The sequence below is a fragment of the Haloferax sp. S2CR25 genome (genome assembly GCF_031624535.1).
GTDB lineage: Archaea > Halobacteriota > Halobacteria > Halobacteriales > Haloferacaceae > Haloferax > Haloferax massiliensis.
This window is the reverse complement of sequence record NZ_JAMQOO010000001.1, coordinates 702,143-720,145: the sequence shown is the minus strand read 5'-3', so window position 1 is coordinate 720,145 and position 18,003 is coordinate 702,143. Positions and strand designations below refer to the sequence as shown.

Genomic DNA, 18,003 nt, shown 5'->3' with positions numbered 1-18,003 from the left:
GTCAGCCCGCGTCCGTTACCGGACGCTGAGGACGTTCTCGAAATGTTCAAAGGGATATCTCAAGGAGACACACACAATGGTTTATGAAACCATCGCGTTCGCGCTGTTCGCCCTCGTCACCGTGGGCTGCAGCCTGGGCGTCGTCCTCGTGCGGGACATCTGGCATTCCGCACTCCTGCTCGGGGGCGCGCTCTTGAGCGTCGCGGTGCATTACGTGATGTTGCAGGCGGAGTTCCTCGCCGCCATGCAGGTCCTCGTCTACGTCGGCGGGGTCCTGATTCTCATTACGTTCGCCGTGATGCTGACGCGTATCAATCCGGAGGTGAGTAGTACATGACAACCAAACCGCAGCTGAAACTCGGTTCGCACCTCGTGCCCGGACTCGCTGCCGTCGCGCTGTTCGTCGTGATGGCGGTCGTGTTCCTCGGCGCGTCGTTCCCGGACCCACAGGGGTTCGCAGAGGGAGCAAACATCACCGCGAGCATCGGCTATTCGATGTTCAACCTCGGGTTCGGAAGCGTCGACGGCGAGAGCATGCTGGCCGCGTTCGAAATCATCGACCTCGTGCTCGTCGCCGCGCTCGCCGGCGCGGTGCTCCTCGCTCGCCGCGAGGACACCGCGGGGCAGATGCGAACCATCCTGACCGACGGCGGTCGGGAACTCAAGCAGACGCTGTTCGACGACGAGGAGGGTGACAACTGATGGTCCCCGCGCAGTATTACCTCGTCCTGTCGGCCGCCGTGTTCTGCATCGGCATCTTCGGCCTCTTGACCCGACGGAACGCGCTGTTGTTCCTGATGTCGGTCGAACTGATGCTGAACGCCGCGAACATCAACCTCGTCGCGTTCTCCTACTACTGGGGCAACGTGACGGGCCAGACGTTCGGGCTGTTCACGATGGCGCTCGCCGCCGCCGAGGTGGCGGTCGGTATCGGCATCATCCTCGTACTGTACCGCAACTTCGACGGCGTGGACGTGACTAACGCGACCACGATGAGGTGGTAACATTATGGCAGGTATCTTAGACTTCGCTCCGGCCATCGTCCTCCTCCCGTTCCTCTCGTTCCTGATCGCGCTCGGGGCGGGACGGTACATGCCGAAGGGAGGGGCGCTGGCGGGAATCGGCGCGACGGCGGGCTCGTTCGTCCTGTCCATCGCGACGTTCTTCGCCGTCAGCGGCGGACAGACCTACAACCAACACATCTACACGTGGGCGACCGGCGCCGGCGACGCGGTCTCGCTCGACTTCGGCCTGCTCATCGACCCGCTTTCGTCGATGATGCTCGTCATCGTGACGCTCGTCGCGTTCCTCGTCCACGTCTTCAGCCTCGGCTACATGAACGACGAGGGCGAGACGGGCCTCCCGCGCTACTACGCCGGGCTCGGCCTGTTCACCGCGTCGATGCTGGCGTTCGTCGTGTCCAGCAACCTCCTCATGGCGTTCATGTTCTTCGAGCTGGTGGGGCTGTGTTCCTACCTGCTCATCGGCTTCTGGTTCCGCCAGGACGGTCCGCCGAGCGCCGCGAAGAAGGCGTTCCTCGTCACCCGCTTCGGTGACTACTTCTTCCTCATCGGCGTCGTCGCGGTGTTCGCGACGTTCGGCTCGGCGGCGTTCGCCGGCCCCGAGGCGTTCCCGGTCCTCGCCGAGGAGGCGCTCCACGGCGAGCACGCGGTCAACACGTTCCTCGGCATGGGCGAACAGGCGTGGTTCACCGTCGTCGGCCTCCTCGTTCTCGGAGGCGTCATCGGTAAGTCCGCGCAGTTCCCCCTGCACACGTGGCTTCCGGACGCGATGGAAGGTCCGACCCCCGTCTCCGCGCTCATTCACGCGGCGACGATGGTCGCGGCCGGCGTCTACCTCGTCGCCCGGATGTACGGCTTCTACGCGCTGACCCCGACGACGCTCGCCATCATCGCGCTCGTGGGCGGCTTCACGGCCCTCTTCGCCGCGACGATGGGCGTCGTCAAGAAGGAGATCAAGCAGGTGCTCGCGTACTCGACCATCAGCCAGTACGGCTACATGATGCTCGGGCTCGGCGTCGGCGGCTACGTCGCCGCGACGTTCCACCTGCTCACCCACGCCTTCTTCAAGGCGCTCTTGTTCCTCGGTGCCGGTGCGGTCATCATCGCGATGCACCACAACGAGAACATGTGGGACATGGGCGGACTCAAAGACAAGATGCCCGTGACGTACTACGCGTTCCTCTCGGGCTCGCTCGCCCTCGCCGGCATCGTCCCGTTCGCCGGCTTCTGGTCGAAAGACGAGATTCTCTACGAGGCGCTCAACCACGGCCTCGGAACCGAGGGCGGCCTCGGGACCATCTTCCTCCTCGCGTACGCGATGGGGCTCCTCGCCGTGTTCTTCACCGGCTTCTACACCTTCCGGATGGTGTTCCTCACCTTCCACGGCGAACCGCGCAGCGAGACCGCGCGCGACCCGCACGGCTTCGGCTGGAACGTCAAGTTCCCGCTGGCCGTCCTCGGCGTGCTCGCGGCCGTCACCGGCCTCGTCAACATGGCCCCGGTGGAGGACCTCACGGGGATTCACCTCACGTTCCTCCACGACTGGCTCGACGGCGGCATCACCTCGCTGACCTCGCACCACTACCTCGAAGTGCTCGAAAGCGGCGTCGGCGCGGGACTCCACCCGGCCGGCATCGGCTCCATCGCGCCCGGGCTAGTTTCGCTCGCCCTCGCCCTCGCGGGCGCTGGGCTCGCCTACCGCCTGTACAACGTCCCCGAGCCCGTCGAACACACGGACAAGCTCGGGAGCATCAAGACCGTCCTGTACAACAACTACTACCAAGACGAGTACCAGGTCTGGATCGCGACCGGCGTCGTCCAGCCCGTCTCGCGCGCCCTCGATAAGTTCGATCAGGGTATCGTCGACGGCGTCGTCAACGGCGTCTCCAGCGTGAGCCTGTTCGCCGGCGGTCGCGTCAAGCGCATTCAGACCGGCGTTGTGAGCAACTACGCGGCGCTCCTCACGCTCGGTCTGACCGCGCTCCTTCTCGGTCTCGGTCTGCTCGGAGGTTGGTTCGCATGATAATCGAAGCGCTCATCGCAGTCACGTTCCTCGCCGCGCTGGTCACCTTCGTCCTGCCGGACCGGTACGCCGGCAAGGCGGCCTTCGCGCTGAGTCTGGCTCCCGTCGTCGGGAGCCTCTACATGTGGCAACAGTACGACGCGAGCGGGAACGCCCTTCTCGGCGGGAACATCGCGTTCGAGACAGACGTCGCCTGGTTGCAACTCGGCCAGTACGACATTCACTGGATGGTCGGCGTCGACGGCATCAGCATGCCGCTCGTCGTCCTCACGACCATCCTCACCACGCTCGCTATCGTCAGCGCGTGGACGCCCATCTCGGAGCGTCAGTCCCAGTTCTTCGGTCTGATGCTCCTGATGGAGGCGAACCTGCTGGGCGTCTTCACGGCGCTCGACTTCTTCGTCTGGTTCATCTTCTGGGAGGCCGTGCTCCTGCCGATGTACTTCCTCATCGGCGTCTGGGGCGGTCCCCGCCGCAAGTACGCGGCGATCAAGTTCTTCGTCTACACGAACATCGCGTCGCTCGTGATGTTCATCGGGTTCATCTCGCTCGTGTTCGGTCTCGGCGACTCGGTCTCGTCGTTCCGCCTGCCCGAAATCGCGCAGGCGTTGCAGGCCGGAGAGCTCGGGAGCTTCGCGGGGCTGTCGCCCGGCGCGCTCGCGTCGGTCGCGTTCGTCGCGATGTTCCTCGGGTTCGCGGTCAAGGTTCCGGTCGCCCCGCTTCACACGTGGCTGCCGGACGCCCACGTCGAGGCCCCCACGCCGGTGTCGGTCATGCTGGCCGGGGTCCTCCTGAAGATGGGTACGTACGCCCTGCTCCGGTTCAACTTCACGATGCTCCCGGAGACGGCGCGCGCCTTCGCGCTGCCCATCGCCCTGCTCGCCGTCGCGAGCGTCATCTACGGCGCGCTCCTCGCGCTGGCACAGCAGGACCTCAAGCGCATCGTCGCGTACTCCTCCGTCTCGTCGATGGGGTACGTCATCCTCGGTCTCATCGCCTACACCACCTACGGCGTCGGCGGTGCGACCTTCCAGATGGTCGCCCACGGCCTCATCTCCGGTCTGATGTTCATGGCCGTCGGCGTCATCTACAACACGACCCACACGCGTATGGTGACTGACTTCTCCGGACTGGCCGACCGGATGCCCGTCACCGCCGGCATCTTCGTCGCCGGCGCGTTCGGCTACATGGGCCTCCCGCTCATGGCCGGTTTCGCGGCAGAGTTCTTCATCTTCAAGGGCGCGTTCGAGTCCACGGTGATGGAGGCGATGCCGCTGTTTACCGGCGCGGCTATGTTCGGTATCGTCATCGTCGCGGGCTACCTGCTGTTCGCGATGCAGCGGACCCTGTTCGGACCGTTCCGGTTCGACGGCGACTACGAGATCACCGAGGCACCGTTCCACGACGTGGCACCGCTCGCGGTGCTGCTGCTTCTCACCATCGTGCTCGGTGTCTCTCCGGACATCTTCTTCACGATGATTCAGGACGCGGTTACTCCGATTCTCGAACTGGGAGGTGCGTTCTAGATGACGCCCCTCCAGACGCTCCCCGAGTGGGCGGCGACGGCTCCAGCCATCGTGCTCGCGCTGACGGGCCTCGCGCTGCTGCTCATCGACACCATCGACCCTGACTCCACGAACAACGGCCTCTTGGCCGGCACGGCGACGCTCGGCGCGCTCGCCGCCGGCGGTATCGCCGGCTGGTTCCTCATCGGTGGAACCGGCATGGAGTCCACCGGTGGCGCAATCACGCTGTACGGCGACGCGCTCGTCGTCGACGGGATGAGCCTGTTTTTCACGCTCATCTTCACCAGCGTCGCCGCGATGGTCTCTGTCGCCTCGTACGACTACCTCGCGGACCAGCAGTACCAAGGCGAGTTCTACGCCCTCGTGCTGTTCGCCGCGACCGGCATGACGCTCATGGGGATGTCGAACTCGCTGGCGACCGTCTTCGTCAGCCTCGAACTCGCGTCCCTGCCGTCGTACGCGCTCGTCGCGTTCCTCAAGAAGGACCGCGGAAGCATCGAAGCCGGCCTGAAGTACTTCCTCATCGGCGCGCTGTCGTCGGCGGTGTTCGCGTTCGGTATCAGCCTCGTGTTCGCCGTCACCGGCTCGCTGGTGCTCCCGGAAATCGCCGCGACGCTCGCCGAGGGAACCGAACTCGTCGGCGTCCTCGGCCTCGGCGTGCTGATGATCGCCGGCGGCTTCGCGTTCAAGACCGCCTCCGTCCCGTTCCACTTCTGGGCGCCGGAGGCCTACGAGGGCGCGCCCGCTCCCGTGAGCGCGTTCCTCTCGTCGGCGTCGAAGGCGGCCGGCTTCGCCGTCGCCTTCCGCGTGTTCACCGTCGCGTTCCCCCTCGAAACCGTCACCGCAATCGGCGGCGGGAGCGTCGACTGGTCGCTGCTGTTCGCGCTGCTCGCCGTCGTCACGATGACGCTCGGTAACTTCGCGGCGGCGACCCAAGAGAACGTAAAGCGCATGCTGGCGTACTCCTCTATCGGGCACGCCGGCTACGCGCTCATCGGTCTCGCGGCCATCACCGTCGACGGCGGTGCCGCGAACGGCGACGTGCTCGGCGCGAGCATGGCCCACCTGCTCGTCTACGGCTTCATGAACACGGGCGCGTTCCTGTTCATCGCCATGGTCGAAAAGTGGGGTCTCGGCCGCACGTTCGAGGACTACAACGGCATCGCGTCGAAGGCGCCCGTCGCCGCGACGGCGATGACCGTCTTCATGTTCTCGCTCGCGGGGCTCCCGCCGTTCGGCGGCTTCTTCTCGAAGTACGCCCTGTTCGAGTCGGCCATCGGCTCCGGCTTCTGGTGGCTCGCCGCGGTCGGCGCGGTCAACAGCGCGCTGTCGCTGTTCTACTACAGTCGCGTCGTGAAAGCGATGTGGATCGAGGAGCCGTCTGAGCCCCTCGAAATCGGCAGTCAGCCGGTCGGTCTCTACGTGGCGATTATCTTCGCCGCGGTCGGGACGTTGCTGCTCCTGCCCGGCTTCCAACCCGTCATCGAGACGGCCCAGACCGTCGCCGCGGCGCTCTTCTGAGCGTTCCGGCGATTCGGCCCGGTTCCGTTTCGGTTTCTTTTATTCGCGCAGTAACTCGCCGAGCGCCGATGCCAGCTCCTCGGAGCGCCTGAGCGTCAGGCCGTCGGTCGTGACGAACACGCCTTTGTCGTCGGCGGTCACCCGCGTCAGGTAGCCGTGGTCAAACGCGCGGACGGTGTAGCGGTAGTCACCGAGTTCGGAGCCGCGATAGGCGGTCCGGGCCTGAAACCCATCGGTCTCGTGTTCGACGAATCCGGTGAGGTCGGCGTCGGCTTCGAGGTCGCTCCGGAGGTAAATCTGGTCACAGCGGTCGTGGGTGAAGTACGTCACGCTCCTGAGGTCGTCGCCGACGACGGTTCGACAGGTTCGGACGAACGACTCGGCTCGCGATTCGGGGAGCAGTTGCGTCTCGAGTTCCATCGTATGTGTGTCATGGCGTGGCATGACATAATATCATCGCCGGATGGGAGGACGGTAGGGTTTTGCGGCCGGAGTTCGACCGTTCCTGTATGGTACGTCGCCTGGTTCTCGGCTGTGGGTCGCTCGGTGGGGGTCTCGTCGAGCAACTCACCGGTCGCGGCGGGACGGTGACGGTCGTCACCGACCGAAAGGGGCGCGCCGAGGACCTCCGCTCGGACGGTATCGACGCGAGAGAGGGCGACCCCGCCGACCCGTCGACCTACCCAGACGTGGTCGACCTCGTCGTCGTCGGCGGACAGTCTCCGCGGTCGAACCTCGACGCGGCGCGCGCGGCCAGCGAACACTGTCCGGACGCGCCGCTGGTCGTCTACCTCGGTGACGACGCCGACCCGTCGGTCCGCGACGAGGTGTACGACCTCGCCGACGAGGTCATCGACCCGCGGCGAGTGGTCACAGACCGCATCCTCGACGCGGTCGGCACGTCGCACACGGAGCGGCTGAACCGCCTGATGCGGGTCCTCCGAAACGTCGACGGCAAGCTCGCGGTCGTGATGCACGACAACCCGGACCCCGACGCTATCGCCGCGGCGCTGGCGCTACAAGCCATCGCCGAGCGGGCGGGTATCGACGCCGAAGCGTGTTACTTCGGCGACATCTCTCATCAGGAGAACCGCGCGCTCGTCAACCTCCTCGAACTGGACCTCCGCGTCCTCGACGAGGTACCCGCGGACGACGAGTACGCCGGCTTCGCGCTCGTCGACCACTCCCGGCCGGGCGTCAACGACCGCCTCCCGCCGGAGACGACGATCGACATCGTCATCGACCACCACCCGCCGCGCGCGCCGGTCGAGGCGGCGTACGTGGACCTCAGGCGCGGCGTCGGTGCGACGAGCACGCTCCTCGCGGAGTACCTCGAACGGCTCGGAATCGTCCCCGACACGACGGTCGCGACGGCGCTGTTGTTCGGGATTCAGGTCGACACCAACGACTTCACGCGGGAGGTCTCGACGGCCGACTTCGAGGCCGCCGCCTTCCTCATCCCCCACGTCGACGTTGACCTGCTCGAACGGGTCGAGACGCCGAGCCTCACCTCCGAGACGATGGAGACGCTCGCGCGCGCCATCTCGAACCGCGACGTCCGGGGGAACGCCCTCGCGTCGAACGTCGGCGATATCCGCGAGCGGGACGCCCTCGCGCAGGCCGCCGACCACCTCCTCGGGATGGAGGGCGTCGAGGTGACGGTCGTCTACGGCCTGATGGACGGGACGGTCTACGTCTCCGGCCGCGCCCGCGGTGCGCGGGTCGACCTCGGCGAGGCGTTTCGTGACGCCCTCGGCTCCATCGGGAGCGCCGGCGGCCACGCCGACATGGCGGGCGCACAGATTCCGTTAGGCATCCTCGACGACGTGGGCGACGACTCTCGGGAATCGCTGGCGACCATCGTCACGGACATCGTCGCTGGGCGGCTATTCGAGACGCTCGAACACGCGACGCCGACGCCGAGTCTGGACACCGACGTCGCCTTCGAGTACCCGCTCGATGAGTGAGCGCCCACACGTTTTTGCCGACGGTGGCCCTATGGGATGGGAGATGAGTACCAAAGCGACCGTCAAGGAGTACATGACGCGCGAGGTCCAGACCGTCTCTCCGTCCGACACGGTCGCGGACGTCGCCCGACGCATCGCAGAGAGCGACGGGCACAACGGGTTTCCCGTCTGCGACGGTCGCAAAGCGGAGGGGTTCGTCACGGCCCGAGATATCCTCCTCGCGGACGACGAGGAGTCCATCGAGACGGTGATGGCGACGGACCTCGTCGTCGCCCACCCCGAGATGGACGTGAACGACGCCGCCCGCGTCATCCTCCGGTCGGGCATCCAGAAGCTCCCGGTCGTCGACGACGCGGGCAATCTCGTCGGCATCATCTCGAACACGGACGTCATCCGAAGCCAAATCGAGCGCGCGACGCCCGAGAAGGTGGGTAAACTCATGCGGACGCTCGAACAGATTCACGGCATCACGGTCCACCAGGAGCGACGGACCGTCTCGCTTTCGAACCTCATTCCGACGCAGGCCCGCGTCTACGCCGACGAACTCGACGGCCGCCGCTACGAGCTCGAACGCGGCCTCGCCGAACCCCTCGTCGTCATCGACAACAACGGGACGTTGCTCCTCGCGGACGGCCACCACCGCGTCCTCGCGGCCGACCGCATCGGCATCGAGGAGATGGACGCCTACGTCATCGTCGTCGACGACCCGGTCGAACTCGGGATGCAGCGGACCGCCGAAAAGGAGGGTCTCAAGTCCATCTCGGACATCGACATCGTCGACTACGCCCGACACCCGCTGGTCGAGACGACCCGCCGGTTACAGTAGCTCAGTTCTCCACGTCGTACTCGGCCTTCCACGCGTCGACGGCCTCGCGGGCCTCGGCCTCCGACTCGAAGCGCTCGCCCTCGTAGCCGCGGCCCTCGGCGGACTGGTAGAGTCGGTCGACCCTGACGTGCCACGCGTTCGGCCCGCGTCGGAGCCGAATGGTCGCGTGGCCGTCGCTTCGCTCCCACTCCGCGATGCGGTCGTCCCGGCGGACCTCCGTCCAACTCATACCGGGCAATGACGGCGGAGGCCGAAGTGTCTACCCATCCGCCAGCGTCGAGGCGTCGGCCGTCACCGGGGCGGCCGGGCGCGTCTCCGCGCCGCAGTTCGGACAGATCGCGTACCCGAGGCGGTCGTAAGGGACCTCCGGCGACGGGCGCTCTAGCCCGCACTCCTCGCACGTGAAGTACGAGACCCATTCGAAGGACATACCGAAGCGTAGGATTGTCAACGTATTAATTAATCACCGCTTACCACCCGAGTCGGTCGCGTCGGCGACGGCGCGAAAAACGAAGTGCGACGGGGGTTTTAGGGTGTGACGGCGGCGCGCCCCCCGAGATTGGAGCGCGAGTCGGGGCGAGCGAGTCGCCGGTGTTCAGGCGGGCGTCGGTCCCTCGGGAGCCGACGAGTCGTCGTCGGACCGGAACTGCGAGACGAGGTCGAGCGAGTCGTCGGCGCTGCCGAGCAAGAACAGCGAGTAGTACCGGAAGTACGTCACGACGGGCATCTGGACGACCGCGCCGACCGCGATGGCCGCGAGGACGAACAGGACCCCGAGCGCGCCGAAGACGACCAGCCCGGCCGTCGAGGTCAACGCGACGTTCGCGGCGTTGAGCGCGAGGAACGCCGCGCCGCCGACGATGGCGAAGGGGATGGCGACGACGAGCAGGGCGAGGAGGGCCGCGATACCGATACCGATGCTCGCGAGGATGCCGAGGATGAACCGGACGATGACGTACAGTCCGAACTCGGAGAGTTCGGCGCGGAACACCGGAGCGACCCGCCCCCACGACGACAGGAGGGCGCGGTCCTCGGCTATCATCGTCGGGACGACGAAGTCGGTCGTCAACTGCATGACGACCGCGACCACGAACAGCAGCAAGAACCCGAGCAGTACGAGCGGGATGGCGAGGAGGGCCACCGCGGGCGTGAACGCGACCATGCCGAAGAACACCGCCGCTATCGGGAGTCCGATGACCGCGAGGACGGCGACGAGCAGGCCGACTTGGAACCCGAACAGCCTGACGCCGAGCCAGAAGCGCTCGCGGAACGGTTCGCGGATGCGCACGTCTTTCGTGACGACGGCGTCCACGAGGACGAACTGCATCACGGAGCCGACGAACGACCAGACGATGCCGAGGGCGATAGCGACCGCCGCGAGCGCGATAACCGCTGCGAGGACGTTCTCGGGGGTTACGAAACCGGGCAGCGAGTCGACCGGGATGTCGGTCGACCCGCCGCTGCCGGGCGCGGTTGTTCCGGCGTTGCCACCGGTGCCACCGCCACCGCCGAGGCCGCCGACGAAGAGGGCGATGAGTGCGAGGCGCGCCCACCGACCCGCGTCGAACGGGAGGAGGAGCGACGTCGTGGCGTCACGAGCGTCGTCGAGGGCGTCGATTGCTTTCCAACTCATGGCTAACAATGCGACGCCTCGCGGGATAAAGATGTTCGAGATCTAAGGTATCAGTTCGCTCGGTGGACTTTCTCGGGGGCGCGGAGGCCGTTACTCCGTGACGGCGGCCAGCGGGTCGAGGTAGCCCGACCCGTAGTACGCCCGGTCCGCGTCCGCTGGGACGGCCGCGGTGCGTCCGAGTTTCGAGGCGACCTGATCCGCGGTCAATCCCGGTTCGACCGACCGGACGAGTGCCGCGGCGGCGGCGACCTGCGGCGCGGCCATCGAGGTGCCGGCCTTCCAGCCGTAGCCGTTCGCCGAGCCGACGTAGTTCCCGTCGTCGTCGTAGGCGGGCGTCGAGACGGTGTTGTAGACGAGGTCGTAGAACCACGTGTCCGGATGGCTCTCCTGTGCGGAGAGGAGGGCGTCGCCGCCGGGCGCGGCCACGCCGACGGCGTTGGTCCCGTAGTTCGTGTAGAACGCCGGCGTCTTCGGCCCCTCCTCGGCGTCGCCCGCGTCGAAGGCAGTGCCCTTCGGTCCGGTCGCGCCGACGCTGAGCGCCTGCGCCCCCTCGTTGGGGAGGCTGATGAGGTCGCCGTCGTGTTGGAGGTCGGCGCTGTCGTTGCCGGCGGCGACGACGACGACGGTCCCCGAGCGGTTGGCGTGGGTCAGCGTCTTGTTCAGCACCTTCCCGTAGAAGCCTCCTTCACCCTGCCGAGGGACCGGGTAGGCACCGAGGCTGAGGTTCGCGGCGTCGCAGTCGATTTCGGCGCTGTAGACGACGGCCGCGAGGATGTCGGCGAACGAGGCGAGCGAGTTCGGCGAGAAGACGCGGCAGTCGACGAGTTCGGCCCCCGGCGCGGAGCCGACGACGCCCGTCTCGTTTCTGTCGTTCGCGGCGACGATGCCCGCGACGTGGGTGCCGTGGTCGCCGCCGGCGGGGACGCCCGCGCCGAACCCGTCGCCGGTGAAATTCCGCGAGAGCGACGTGTTGACCGCGTGTTCGAGGTCGGGGTGGTCGGCGGCGACCCCGGTGTCGATGACGGCGACGCGCGCGCCCTCGCCGCGGGTCACGTCGTGGACGGCGGGAATCCGCTGGCTCTGTTTGTCCCACTGCGCGCCGTATCCCGGCTCGTCGACGGCGCTCGTCGGTGCGGCGTCGTTGACCGCCGGCGCGTCGATTGCAATCTCCACGTCGGGCGCGTAGGTCACGTCCAGCGCGGCGACGGTCGATTCGCTCCCCTCGACGACGACCACCCCGGCCGGCGAGAGGTCGTAGACGAACTCTAGGTCGGCGTTCACCCGCGCCGACGCGTCTTTCCCGCCGAGGTCTACGATGAATCGGTCCGTCCGCTCGGCGGCGACGACGGTCGACCCGGCGGCGACGCCGCCGAGGAGGGAACCGCTCAGCTTCAGGAAGGCTCGCCTGTGTTGCTGACGCATACCAAACGACCCGGGCGTCGGAGACATAGTTGTTACGGCACATTTAGAGATTTAAAATAACACTTCGAAAAACCACAACGTCGTACCGGAGCCGACACGCTCAGGGGAGTCCGGTTCGAACGCTCGGCTCACATGGTAGGTGTCGAAACCGCGCTTCGTCTCGGCGGCGGCCTCGTGTTGTTGCTCGCGAACGCCTTCTTCGTCGTCTCGGAGTTCGCGATGACGCGCGTCCCCCAGTTCGAGGAATCCGCCTTCGAGGGCTCTCGCGGCCTCGAACTCGCGTGGGAGATGACCGAGCGACTGGAGGTGTACCTCTCGGGCTGTCAGGTCGGGATTACCATCGCCAGCGTCGGCCTCGGCGTCGTCGCCGAACCGGCCGTCGCGGCCACCTTCGACGCGATTCTCGGCGGCGGCGGGGCGGCGGGTTCCCACACGTCGCTGTCGGTCGGGCTGGCGCTCGTCGTCATCAACCTCTCGCACGTCGTCCTCGGCGAGCAGGTGCCGACGTACCTCGGCGTCGAGCGCTCCCGCGCGGTGGCGAAGTACACCGCGCCCGTCCTGTACGGCTGGACGAAGCTGATGTACCCGGTCATCGTCGTCGCCGACTGGCTGGCGAAGCGCCTGCTGTCGCTCGGCGGCGTCGAGATAACCCGGTCGTGGCAGGAGGCCGAACTCGACGACGAGGACGGCGACGGCTCCGGGAGCGGTGGCACCCGACTCAGTCGCGGCGAGGTTCGCAGCCAGATGGGTAATATCCTCGCACAGGGGTCGCTGCCCGAGGACCGCCGCGAGGAGGTGCTCAACGCGCTGCGAATCGGCGAGCTACCCGTCCGCGACGTGATGGTCCCCGCGGACCACGTCGTCGCGCTCTCGGCCGACGCGACCACGGACGAGAGCCTCGAACGCGTCCGGTCGAACCCCCAGCACTCGCGGTTCCCGCTCGTCGGCGACTCGCTCGACGACGTGCGCGGCGTCGTCTACGCGCCGACGGTCCTCTCGAACATCGACCGCCTCCAGTCGGGCGACCGCCGCCTCGACGACATCGCCGCACCCCCGCTTTCGGTCCCCGCGGACCTCTCGGTCAGCGACCTCATCGACCGCTTCCAGGAGGAGAATCAGGAACTCGCGATGGTCCGCGACCCCGAAAGCGGCTCCGTGGTCGGCCTCGTGACCGCCTCCGACGCCTTCGAGTCAATCACCGGCCAGCTCTACGACCCGCTCGACCTCGGGGCGTAGGACGCTCGCGGGTGGCGACCCGACGCGCTCGCGGACCGCCCACGCTTTTCCCCCGCCGCCCGTATCGACTCGCATGACGCCCTTCGAACGACGGACCCGCGCGTGTCAGGACCGACTGGCCGACGCGGACGCCGACGCGACCGCGCTGTTCCCCAGCCGAAACCTGCTGTACCTCTCGGGCTTCGACGAGGAACCCGCTGAGCGCCACCTGCTGCTTTTCGTCCCCCGCGAGGGCGACCCGGTGTTCCTCGTCCCCGACCTCTACGAGACGCAGGTCCGCGCCGAGTCGTGGGTCGCCGACGTGCGCACGTGGAGCGACGACGACGACCCGCGGGACGCCCTCGCGGACGTCGTCTCGGACCTCGACCTCGCCGGCGGGCGCATTCTCGTCGACGACACGATGTGGGCGCGCTTCTCGCAGGACCTCTGGGCGGCGCTCCCCGCCGCCGACTTCGGCCTCGCCAGCGAGGTCGTCGCCCCGCTCCGCGCGCGGAAGGACGACGCCGAACTCGACGCGCTCCGCCGCGCCGGCGCGACCGTCGACCGCGCGGTCGAGCGCGTCCGCGACATGGGCGCTGACGCCGTCGGCATGACCGAGAACGAGCTCGCGGCGGAAATCGAGCGCCTCCTCGCCGACGAGGGCGGCGAGGGGATTCCCTTCGGCCCGCTCGTCGGTTCCGGCCCGAACGGGGCGATGCCGCACCACGGCCACGGCGACCGCGTCATCGAGTCTGGCGACCCGGTCGTCCTCGACTTCGGGACCGTCGTCGACCACTACCCGAGCGACCAGACCCGGACCGTCGTCTTCGCCGGCGAGCCGCCCGCCGAGTTCGCCGAGGTCCACGGCGTCGTACAGGCCGCCCGGACCGCCGCCGTCGAGACCGTCGAACCGGGCGTCGCCGCCGGCGACGTCGACCGCGCGGCCCGCGAGGTCATCGAGGAGGCGGGCTACGGCGACCGCTTCATCCACCGGACCGGCCACGGCGTCGGCCTCGACGTGCACGAGGAACCCTACATCGTCGCCGGGAGCGACCGCGAACTCGAAGTCGGGAACGTCTTCAGCGTCGAACCGGGAATCTACCTCCCCGACGAGTTCGGCGTCAGAATCGAGGACCTCGTCGTCGTCACCGACGACGGCGCGGAACTCCTGAACGACACCGACCGCGGCTGGCGCTGCTGACCGGGAACCGTTTAACCCACTGACGTTCGTAGCGGGCGTATGGTCTCCCGACAGACACTCGTCGTCACCGGATTCGTCCTCGCCGCCCTCCCCACCGCCTATCTCGTGGAGCTAGTCACCGGACAGTTCGTCCTCTCGTTTTTCGCGCTCCTCGCGGTCGGCGTCGGTGCGCCGTCGCTCCTCAACGACTACCTCGATAGCCGCGAGGGTGGACAGAACGGGGTCTGAGTCCGAATCCCGAAAAAAGCGGTCGATGCCGACGCGTCGGCCGTTACTCGTCGTCGCCGTCGACAGCGTCGTCACCGGACGGTTCGATGTCGCCGATGATTGCGTCGATGTCGGCGTGTTCGTACAGCAGGTCGCGCATCCGGTTGACCGTGCGCTCGTCGCGGGTGCGGCCCGTGCTGACGATGTCCTCGGCGCGGTCGGTCACCGAGAGCGTGTCGCCGTTGACGAGGAGCACCGGGACGCCCTTCTCTTCGGCCTTGCCGATGACGGCTCCGACGGGTCGGTGGCCGCCGGTGAGGATGATACATTTGACGCCCGGGGCTTCGAGCGCGGCGCGCTGGATGTTCGCGCGGTCGCCGCCGGTGATGACCGCGGCGTTCTTCGTGCGGCGGAAGTAGCGGAGCGCCGCGTCGCCGCCCATCGCGCCGACGAGGAAGCGCTCGACGAAGGCGTCGGTCGGCGCGTCGGTGGCGAAGTTCGCGCCGAGTTCGTTCGCGAGTTCCTCGACGGTGACGCCCGCGAGGTCCTTCTCGGTCGGGACGACGCCGAGGACGGGGACGCCGCGGGCTTCGAGGAACGGCGCGACCTCGGTTTCGAGTTCGTCGTAGGCGGCGTCGCTCACGCGGTTGAACACGACGCCGGCGAGGCGGTCGGGGCCGATGTCTTCGACCGCCGCGACCACGTCGTCGAGGTCGCTCGGGTGCTGGTAGTCGGCGACGAGGACGACCTCGGCGTCGAGGAGGTCCGCCACGTCGCCGTCGGTGAGGTCGACGATGCCGCCGGTGCGGTAGGAGCCGCCGCCCTCGACGAGCATCAGGTCCTTGCCGGCCGAGATGTCCTCGAAGTGGTGGGAGATGACCTCCGAGAGCTCCTCGGCGTTCTCCTTGCCGCGGACGGCTCCCTGGATGAACGTCGGGGAGTAGACGACGGGTTCCAGTTGGTGCATCTCCGCGTCGATGTCGAGCAGTTCGCGGGCGAGCATCGGGTCCTCGTCGAGGGTCTTGCCGGTGCTGGACTGCAGGCGGGTGCCCTTGGGCTTCATGTAGCCCACGTCCAGTCCGCGCTCCTTGGCGAGGACGCCGAGTGCGAGCGTGATTGCGGTCTTCCCGGTGCTTTCTCCGGTCGAGGTGACGAGTACCGTGTTCATTGTTGAGTGATAGGGTGGTGAAGTGTTTAAAGTTCGTCCGGGTCGACGGTGAGTCGAACGTCGACGGCCTTCACGCCGTCCGGCAGGGCGACGAGCGGGTTGATGTCGAGTTCGAGGATGGCCGGGAAGTCGGTGACGAGCTGGGAGAGCCGCTGGATGGTCTCCGTGATGCCGCCGATGTCGACCGGGTCGTTACCGCGGGCACCGCGGAGCATCGGCGCGGCGTCGATCTCCTTCGTCATGTCCTCGGCCTCCGTCTCGGAGACGGGCGCGACGCGGAACGTCGTGTCTTCGAGGATTTCCACGAAAATGCCGCCGAGGCCGAACATCATGAGCGGGCCGAACTGCGGGTCGCGGTTCATGCCGACGATGGTCTCGACGCCGTCGTCGAGGTTCACCATCTCCTGGACCTGCACGCCGAGGATGTTGGCGTCGGGCTGGTAGTTCTTCGCGCGGGTGACGAGGTCCTCGTAGGCGTCGTAGACGTCCTCGTTTGCGACCCCGACCTTGACGCCGCCGATGTCGGACTTGTGGAGGATGTCCGGGCTGACGATTTTCATCACCACGTCGCCGTCGATGCGCTCTGCGACTTCGAGCGCGTCGGCGGGGTCGTCGACGATGTCGCCGGTCGGCGTCTCGATGCCGTAGGCGTCGAGCAGTTCCATCGCCTCGACGCCGAGTCGGGTCTCGTCGCGGTCCTCGACGGTTTCGAGGATTTCGCGGGCGCGCTCGCGGTCCACGTCGAACTCGGTGGGCGCGTCGTACTCGCGCTGGCGGATGTCGGCGTACTTCGAGAGCGCTTCGAGGCCGTCGACGGCGCGCGAGGGGTCGAAGTAGTTCGGGATGCCGGCGTCTTTCATCACGTCGGACGCGGCGTCGACGCGCTCGCCGCCCATGAAACAGGCGGCGATGGGCTTGTCGTGTTTCCCCTGCAGTTCGACGGTGTCGGCGGCGAGCTGGTTGTAGTCGAGGACGGCCGTCGGACAGGTCAGGACGAGCGCCATGCCGACGTTGTCGTCGGCGAGCGCCACGTCGAGGGCCTCCTTGAACCGGGCGTTGTCGGCGTCGCCGACGATGTCGACCGGGTTGTAGATGTTCCCCTCGGCGGGCAGCGACTCGGAGAAGGTTTCGAGCGTCTCGTCGGTGAAGTCCGCCATCTTCAGCTCCGACTCGCCGATGGCGTCGGTCGTCATGACGCCGGGGCCGCCGGCGTTCGTGATGACGGCCACGTCCTTGTTCTCGGGGACCGGCTGGTCGCCCAGCACGCGGGCGGTGTCGAACAGGTGCTGGACGGACTCCGCGCGGATGACGCCCGCCTGTTCGAGGCCGGCCTCGTAGGCGGCGTCGGAGCCGGCGATGGTGCCGGTGTGCGAGGAGGCGGCCTGCGCGCCGGCGTCGGTCTTGCCGGACTTGACGAGGACGATGGGCGTGTCCTTCGTCACCTCGCGGGCGGAGTCGATGAACTCGCGGCCCGCCGAGATGCCTTCGAGGTAGCCGATGATGACCTCGGTGTCGGGGTCGTCGTTCCACGTCTCGATGAAGTCGGCCTCGTCGAGGACGGCCTTGTTACCCAACGAGACGATGTCCTTGAAGCCGATGTCCTCGTCGTTGGCCCAGTCGATGACGGCCGTGATGAACGCGCCCGACTGGCTCATAAACGACATGTTGCCGTCGAGGGCCATGTCGGGGCCGAACGTCGCGTTCATGCCGACGTCCGTGTTCATGATGCCCAGACTGTTCGGGCCGACGACGTTGAGGTCGTACTCCTCGGCGATGTCGCGGAGCTCCTGCTCGCGGGCGGCCCCCTCGCTGCCCGTCTCGCCGAAGCCGGCGGTGATGACGACCACGTTCTGGATACCCGCCTCCCCGGCGGACTTCATCGCCGGCAGGACGACCTTCGGCGGGACGACGATGACCGCGAGGTCGGCGTCCGTCTCGCCGACGTCGCCGTAGCACCGCAGGCCGAACAGTTCGTCGTACTTGGGGTTGACCGGAACGACCTCACCGTCGAACTCGTCGATGAGGTTGTCCATGATTGCCCGCCCGACTGCTCCTTCGCGCTCGGTCGCACCGACCACCGCGATTCGGTTCGGCGCGAACAATTCGGATAGCTCTCCCATTACCTGTTGATTCCGGTCATTGACTGATAAACTCGGTGGTGTGGGCCGTCTCACGGCCTTTGGTGGCACGCTACAGTAGCGCAATTAATCGGGATTGTTCGCGATTTATACCGCGGAATTGGGCGGATTTCGCTCGTCAGTTGGGATGAGGT

Annotated in this window: 18 protein-coding genes; 11 read left to right on the top strand and 7 right to left on the bottom strand. The window is 67.3% G+C overall.

Features of this window, described 5'->3' with window-relative positions; genetic code table 11:
* Window positions 1-76 precede the first annotated feature (76 nt).
* Genes NDI65_RS03805 through NDI65_RS03780 form a run of 6 tightly spaced genes read left to right on the top strand, consistent with a single transcriptional unit; the run spans window position 77 to window position 6,092 of the window.
* Entirely contained in the window at window positions 77-337 is a 261-nt protein-coding gene (locus NDI65_RS03805; RefSeq protein ID WP_004043960.1) for an NADH-quinone oxidoreductase subunit J, read from the top strand.
* Window positions 334-702: a proton-conducting membrane transporter gene (locus NDI65_RS03800; RefSeq protein WP_089778652.1), complete on the top strand. Its 369-nt coding sequence runs from the start codon at window positions 334-336 to the stop codon at window positions 700-702. Before NDI65_RS03805 ends, NDI65_RS03800 begins: the two co-directional genes overlap by 4 nt.
* Window positions 702-1,004: an NADH-quinone oxidoreductase subunit NuoK gene (gene nuoK, locus NDI65_RS03795; RefSeq protein ID WP_004043958.1), complete on the top strand. Its 303-nt coding sequence runs from the start codon at window positions 702-704 to the stop codon at window positions 1,002-1,004. The genes NDI65_RS03800 and nuoK overlap by 1 nt, the downstream gene beginning before the upstream one ends.
* Window positions 1,005-1,008: 4 nt before the next feature.
* A complete protein-coding gene (gene nuoL, locus NDI65_RS03790; RefSeq protein WP_089778650.1) occupies window positions 1,009-3,045 on the top strand; it encodes an NADH-quinone oxidoreductase subunit L in 2,037 nt (678 codons plus the stop codon).
* A complete protein-coding gene (locus tag NDI65_RS03785; RefSeq protein ID WP_042666520.1) occupies window positions 3,042-4,571 on the top strand; it encodes a NuoM family protein in 1,530 nt (509 codons plus the stop codon). Before nuoL ends, NDI65_RS03785 begins: the two co-directional genes overlap by 4 nt.
* On the top strand, window positions 4,572-6,092 hold the full coding sequence (locus NDI65_RS03780) for an NADH-quinone oxidoreductase subunit N (RefSeq protein ID WP_042666518.1): 1,521 nt from the start codon (window positions 4,572-4,574) through the stop codon (window positions 6,090-6,092).
* A gap of 39 nt (window positions 6,093-6,131) precedes the next feature.
* Here NDI65_RS03780 and NDI65_RS03775 read toward each other — a convergent pair whose 3' ends face one another.
* The gene (locus tag NDI65_RS03775) at window positions 6,132-6,512 is read right to left on the bottom strand and encodes a hypothetical protein (RefSeq protein WP_089778649.1); all 381 of its coding nucleotides are present in this window, start codon (window positions 6,510-6,512) and stop codon (window positions 6,132-6,134) included.
* Window positions 6,513-6,601: 89 nt separating this feature from the next.
* On the opposite strand from NDI65_RS03775, the gene NDI65_RS03770 reads away from it, so the two are divergent.
* Both NDI65_RS03770 and NDI65_RS03765 read left to right on the top strand, forming a co-directional pair.
* Window positions 6,602-8,059: a bifunctional oligoribonuclease/PAP phosphatase NrnA gene (locus tag NDI65_RS03770; RefSeq protein WP_089778647.1), complete on the top strand. Its 1,458-nt coding sequence runs from the start codon at window positions 6,602-6,604 to the stop codon at window positions 8,057-8,059.
* A 43-nt stretch (window positions 8,060-8,102) separates the two neighbouring features.
* The gene (locus tag NDI65_RS03765) at window positions 8,103-8,885 is read left to right on the top strand and encodes a CBS domain-containing protein (RefSeq protein ID WP_042666512.1); all 783 of its coding nucleotides are present in this window, start codon (window positions 8,103-8,105) and stop codon (window positions 8,883-8,885) included.
* Window position 8,886: 1 nt separating this feature from the next.
* Here NDI65_RS03765 and NDI65_RS03760 read toward each other — a convergent pair whose 3' ends face one another.
* The 4 genes from NDI65_RS03760 to NDI65_RS03745 all read right to left on the bottom strand — a co-directional run bounded on the left by NDI65_RS03760 (window position 8,887) and on the right by NDI65_RS03745 (window position 11,940).
* Complete coding sequence (locus tag NDI65_RS03760) at window positions 8,887-9,114, bottom strand: hypothetical protein (protein ID WP_089778645.1); 228 nt, start codon at window positions 9,112-9,114, stop codon at window positions 8,887-8,889.
* 30 nt (window positions 9,115-9,144) lie between these two features.
* On the bottom strand, window positions 9,145-9,315 hold the full coding sequence (locus tag NDI65_RS03755) for a hypothetical protein (RefSeq protein ID WP_167344123.1): 171 nt from the start codon (window positions 9,313-9,315) through the stop codon (window positions 9,145-9,147).
* A gap of 165 nt (window positions 9,316-9,480) precedes the next feature.
* Complete coding sequence (locus NDI65_RS03750; RefSeq protein ID WP_089778643.1) at window positions 9,481-10,518, bottom strand: hypothetical protein; 1,038 nt, start codon at window positions 10,516-10,518, stop codon at window positions 9,481-9,483.
* Window positions 10,519-10,608: 90 nt separating this feature from the next.
* Entirely contained in the window at window positions 10,609-11,940 is a 1,332-nt protein-coding gene (locus NDI65_RS03745; RefSeq protein WP_089778641.1) for a S8 family serine peptidase, read from the bottom strand.
* A 132-nt stretch (window positions 11,941-12,072) separates the two neighbouring features.
* Between NDI65_RS03745 and NDI65_RS03740 the strand changes: the two genes are divergently transcribed.
* The 3 genes from NDI65_RS03740 to NDI65_RS03730 all read left to right on the top strand — a co-directional run bounded on the left by NDI65_RS03740 (window position 12,073) and on the right by NDI65_RS03730 (window position 14,584).
* On the top strand, window positions 12,073-13,176 hold the full coding sequence (locus NDI65_RS03740; RefSeq protein ID WP_089778640.1) for a hemolysin family protein: 1,104 nt from the start codon (window positions 12,073-12,075) through the stop codon (window positions 13,174-13,176).
* Between the two features lie 73 nt (window positions 13,177-13,249).
* Window positions 13,250-14,356 carry a Xaa-Pro peptidase family protein gene (locus tag NDI65_RS03735; RefSeq protein ID WP_089778638.1) on the top strand — a complete coding sequence of 369 codons (1,107 nt, stop codon included), beginning with the start codon at window positions 13,250-13,252 and terminating at the stop codon, window positions 14,354-14,356.
* Between the two features lie 39 nt (window positions 14,357-14,395).
* Window positions 14,396-14,584 (top strand): hypothetical protein, encoded by a 189-nt coding sequence (locus tag NDI65_RS03730; protein ID WP_089778636.1) that lies wholly within the window; start codon window positions 14,396-14,398, stop codon window positions 14,582-14,584.
* Window positions 14,585-14,627: 43 nt separating this feature from the next.
* Here the strand turns inward: NDI65_RS03730 and NDI65_RS03725 are convergent, their stop codons facing one another.
* Entirely contained in the window at window positions 14,628-15,731 is a 1,104-nt protein-coding gene (locus NDI65_RS03725; RefSeq protein ID WP_089778634.1) for a phosphotransacetylase family protein, read from the bottom strand.
* A gap of 26 nt (window positions 15,732-15,757) precedes the next feature.
* Window positions 15,758-17,851 carry an acetate--CoA ligase alpha subunit gene (gene acs / locus NDI65_RS03720; RefSeq protein ID WP_089778631.1) on the bottom strand — a complete coding sequence of 698 codons (2,094 nt, stop codon included), beginning with the start codon at window positions 17,849-17,851 and terminating at the stop codon, window positions 15,758-15,760.
* Window positions 17,852-18,003 lie beyond the last annotated feature (152 nt).

What these genes read in the sequence shown, in the direction of transcription:
- NDI65_RS03805 (WP_004043960.1), top strand. Translation starts at nt 77, where the DNA reads ATGGTTTATGAAACCATCGCGTTCGCGCTGTTCGCCCTCGTCACCGTG.
- NDI65_RS03800 (WP_089778652.1), top strand. Translation starts at nt 334, where the DNA reads ATGACAACCAAACCGCAGCTGAAACTCGGTTCGCACCTCGTGCCCGGA.
- nuoK (WP_004043958.1), top strand. Translation starts at nt 702, where the DNA reads ATGGTCCCCGCGCAGTATTACCTCGTCCTGTCGGCCGCCGTGTTCTGC.
- nuoL (WP_089778650.1), top strand. Translation starts at nt 1,009, where the DNA reads ATGGCAGGTATCTTAGACTTCGCTCCGGCCATCGTCCTCCTCCCGTTC.
- NDI65_RS03785 (WP_042666520.1), top strand. Translation starts at nt 3,042, where the DNA reads ATGATAATCGAAGCGCTCATCGCAGTCACGTTCCTCGCCGCGCTGGTC.
- NDI65_RS03780 (WP_042666518.1), top strand. Translation starts at nt 4,572, where the DNA reads ATGACGCCCCTCCAGACGCTCCCCGAGTGGGCGGCGACGGCTCCAGCC.
- NDI65_RS03775 (WP_089778649.1), bottom strand. Translation starts at nt 6,512, where the DNA reads ATGGAACTCGAGACGCAACTGCTCCCCGAATCGCGAGCCGAGTCGTTC.
- NDI65_RS03770 (WP_089778647.1), top strand. Translation starts at nt 6,602, where the DNA reads ATGGTACGTCGCCTGGTTCTCGGCTGTGGGTCGCTCGGTGGGGGTCTC.
- NDI65_RS03765 (WP_042666512.1), top strand. Translation starts at nt 8,103, where the DNA reads ATGAGTACCAAAGCGACCGTCAAGGAGTACATGACGCGCGAGGTCCAG.
- NDI65_RS03760 (WP_089778645.1), bottom strand. Translation starts at nt 9,114, where the DNA reads ATGAGTTGGACGGAGGTCCGCCGGGACGACCGCATCGCGGAGTGGGAG.
- NDI65_RS03755 (WP_167344123.1), bottom strand. Translation starts at nt 9,315, where the DNA reads ATGTCCTTCGAATGGGTCTCGTACTTCACGTGCGAGGAGTGCGGGCTA.
- NDI65_RS03750 (WP_089778643.1), bottom strand. Translation starts at nt 10,518, where the DNA reads ATGAGTTGGAAAGCAATCGACGCCCTCGACGACGCTCGTGACGCCACG.
- NDI65_RS03745 (WP_089778641.1), bottom strand. Translation starts at nt 11,940, where the DNA reads ATGCGTCAGCAACACAGGCGAGCCTTCCTGAAGCTGAGCGGTTCCCTC.
- NDI65_RS03740 (WP_089778640.1), top strand. Translation starts at nt 12,073, where the DNA reads ATGGTAGGTGTCGAAACCGCGCTTCGTCTCGGCGGCGGCCTCGTGTTG.
- NDI65_RS03735 (WP_089778638.1), top strand. Translation starts at nt 13,250, where the DNA reads ATGACGCCCTTCGAACGACGGACCCGCGCGTGTCAGGACCGACTGGCC.
- NDI65_RS03730 (WP_089778636.1), top strand. Translation starts at nt 14,396, where the DNA reads ATGGTCTCCCGACAGACACTCGTCGTCACCGGATTCGTCCTCGCCGCC.
- NDI65_RS03725 (WP_089778634.1), bottom strand. Translation starts at nt 15,731, where the DNA reads ATGAACACGGTACTCGTCACCTCGACCGGAGAAAGCACCGGGAAGACC.
- acs (WP_089778631.1), bottom strand. Translation starts at nt 17,851, where the DNA reads ATGGGAGAGCTATCCGAATTGTTCGCGCCGAACCGAATCGCGGTGGTC.